Annotated in this window: 3 protein-coding genes; all 3 read left to right on the plus strand. The window is 70.1% G+C overall.

The features are described from left to right. The first annotated feature begins 436 nt into the window (after positions 1 to 436). On the plus strand, positions 437 to 1075 hold the full coding sequence (locus tag G6022_RS16705) for a SipW-dependent-type signal peptide-containing protein (RefSeq protein WP_206682373.1): 639 nt from the start codon (positions 437 to 439) through the stop codon (positions 1073 to 1075). Positions 1076 to 1130: 55 nt separating this feature from the next. Continuing rightward, complete coding sequence (locus G6022_RS11605) at positions 1131 to 1709, plus strand: signal peptidase I (RefSeq protein WP_347237853.1); 579 nt, start codon at positions 1131 to 1133, stop codon at positions 1707 to 1709. Then, the coding region (locus G6022_RS11610) for a hypothetical protein (RefSeq protein WP_206682374.1) at positions 1706 to 3193 on the plus strand (1488 nt) is incomplete at its 3' end. The genes G6022_RS11605 and G6022_RS11610, both read left to right, overlap by 4 nt.

A 3193-nucleotide genomic window follows, 5' to 3' on the forward strand; every position in this document is an offset into this window, starting at 1 on the left:
TCGCTCCTGTTCACCCCTCCCCCGCAACGCCGCGGTTGGCGGACCTCTCGCCGGGATTTCGGCTCTGGGACCTGCGAGATGCCCGCCAAGTGGGGCTGTCACCTGAGTCGGGTGCCGCGGCCGGGCTGGATGCCTCGTCGTCGCGTGTCGTTGTTGCTGTCGTCGTCGCTGCCGTCGCGATCCGTCTCAGGCCTCCGACAGTCCTGGCACAGCGTCCAAATAGGGCTGCGACCTCCCAATACCTCGCAGCATGGAAGATGAGACACATGTCAGGTTCCCTGTTGAACTGCACTTTTGGTGCGAATCGCGAAACTGTGACGTTGTTTACAAAACCGTTACTTCCGTTTACTACCGGCCAGTAGGTAAACGATAATAAATGCGATACGTCAACAAGAGTGTTGGCGCCCACCCTCACCTCCACCGGAAAGGCCCACCCATGAGCACCACGCCCCAGACCTCCCCGACTGCCTCGCCGAAGCAGAACCGCCGCAAGAAGACCCGCGCCATCATGGCCTCCGGTCTGGTGCTCGGCGTCGGTGCCGCGGTGACCCTGGCCGCCTGGTCCGACACGGCGTGGGGCGTGAGCGAGTTCGGTACCACGGGCAGCGACTTCAACATCCAGGCCCACTTCAACGCCACCGAGGGGTGGAACGAGTTCGTCACCAAGGACAAGGCCGGCACCATGCAGTTCGGACCCGCCTCCAAGGCCCTGGTCCCGGGAGTGCCCGTCTACCAGCTGGTGGGCCTGCACGAGAACAAGGGAAAGCTCGGCGCGGATGTCACCATCGCGCAGCAGAGCGTCGCCTCCAACGCGCTGACCAGCAAGGTCGCCGTGTCGATCGCCGAGCTCGGCGGTGGCTCGACCCCGCCGTCCAACTGCTCCGCTGCCGCCACCAACTTCAAGCCCGCCGGCACACTCGCCGCCCCCACGACCTCCACGACCCGCGTGGAGAAGAACGACTACAAGTGGCTGTGCCTGCGCGCCGAGCTGGCCCCGACCGCCGGACTGGATTCCGCCGGCATCGCGCCCGCCCCCGTGTTCTGGAACTTCGACGCGCAGAGCGACGACGCCTGACCCGCGACGACCAACTGATCCGAGACCGACGAACGACACGCGAGAGGTGATGGCCGTGCAGACCGCAGCAACGATGTCCCACAGCGGAACCCCGGCCCGCACCGCGGGAGCGCACCGCGCCCCCGGCAGGTCATTCGGCTCCTACCTCGCCGGCGGGCTGGCCAATCTGCTCGCCGCCGGCGGGGTGGTGGCGGTCGGTCTCGTGATCGCGGCGGTGACGATGAACATCACGCTCATCATGTTCAAGACCGGGTCCATGTCCCCCACGATCCCCACCGGCTCCGTCGCCGTGGTCAAGGAGATCAGTGCGGACGAGATCCGGGTGGGCGACGTCGTCACCGTCGACCGTCCCGGCCGGCTGCCCGTCACCCACCGGGTGATCGAGGTCCATCCGCAGGTGCCCGGCGAGGCGCTCATCCTGATGCAGGGCGACGCCAATCCGAACCCCGATCCGGGGATGTACCGGGTCGAGAGCGTCCGCAAGGTGCTGTGGTCGGTGCCCGGGCTGGCGAACGTGATCGTCTGGGCCGGGAACCCGCTGGTCCTGGGTTCGATCACCCTGCTCGCCGCGCTCGGGGTCCTGTGGACCTTCTGGCCGGGGCGCGATGACGACGACGACGAGGTCGGGCGGTGACCCTCCGGCAGCATCCGGTGCGGGCGCTCGTGGCGGTCCTCGGCGCCCTCGCCCTGCTCCTGACGACGGCCCTGGCACTCGGTTCGATCCGGCCCACCGAGGCGACGTGGTCCGACAGCGCAGTGGGCGCGGCCGAGTTCGGGGCCGCCAATCCGCACCAGAACACGCGCTTCGCCCGCGCGATGTCGACCTTCGGCCAGATGGAACGAGCGGTCCGGGACAGCGACGTCGGCGCCGTCACCGCCTTCCGCCAGAGCCCCGACACGTCCCGCCAGGTCGTCGGTCCGGCGACGCACAGCAGCACCGGCTCCTTTCCCACTTTCCTGCTCCCCCTGACCACCGTGGGATTCTCGTGCTCGACGCTCGATGCGCAGTCGCGGTGCGAGAACGGGAACCCCACCGGCGTGGCCGCCGCCACCGCCGGCGCGGTCTCCGAGACCCGATCTCTGGACGTGCGGACGGCCAGCATCCTGGGGGCGGACCTGGTCAGCTACTCGGGCAGGAACCCGATTCGCGCGACCGCGGCCTGCTCCCCCACCGCCGGGGCGGCGACCCTGAGCTCGGACGGGCCGGTGATCCTGGGGCGGAACGGTCTCTTCGAGCAGGAGGTCCGCGTGGCGATGCCCGGTCCGAACTCGGAGCAGACGGGGTACCGGAGCTGGGGCAGCTACGACTACGTCGCCACCCTCCAGCACGTGAGGAAGGAGGGTCCCGGATACGCCCTGTCCCAGCTGCGGCTGCGCGTCAATGCCACCGGCACGGGCGGCGCCGAACGCTGGAACCTCACCCTGATCCTCGCTCACGCCGAGTGTGGGGTCGACCGGGCTGCCACGGCCGCCCCCACCCGCCCCCACAGCGGAGAATGGCCGATCCTCTCGGCACAGACCAACCGGATGATGGTCGCCCAGGCCGACGCGCCGGTCGCCACGCCGTCCGAGGTCGCCGCCGCCGACGGCCGCGAGGCCCCGAACGAGGAGCCGGACGAGGAGCCGGCCAGCGACGTGCCCGTCAGCGACGCGTCGGAGCCGAGCACGAGCACACCCAGGACCACGACGCCGGTCGAGCACTCCGAGCCCGCCGACACGTCCACCGAGAAGGCCGCTGTCGCTGACGAACCGCAGCGACCGGCGACCGTCGCTCCCGGCCGGTGGTTCACGGTGGTGGGCCGCGACAGCGTCGAGCTCGGTTCGGCGAGGATCGACGACATCACGCGGACCCCCGGCTGCGGGGCGGCGCTCACCCTGCACATCACCACCTCGGCAGAGGCGGGTCCGGAACGCTGGTCGTCCATCGGCCCCGGCGACTTCGCCGAGCTCCGGCCCAGTGGCGCGACCCGCGGCGCCCGGCCAGTGGGCTCGGACTGCGAGCAGTCCGCGGCCTCCACGACCACGCGACTGTCGCCCGGCCGCGAGTACGAGATCGTCCTTGCGTTCCAGCTCGACGACTCGGCGCAGCGGGCGGTGCTCCGGCCCGAGGGCACCGCC

It is taken from the genome of Dietzia sp. Cai40, assembly GCF_014145165.1.
Lineage (GTDB): Bacteria > Actinomycetota > Actinomycetes > Mycobacteriales > Mycobacteriaceae > Dietzia > Dietzia natronolimnaea.

Bases quoted from the DNA above. Each gene is read 5' to 3' on its own strand.
- G6022_RS16705 (WP_206682373.1), top strand. From the start codon at position 437: ATGAGCACCACGCCCCAGACCTCCCCGACTGCCTCGCCGAAGCAGAAC.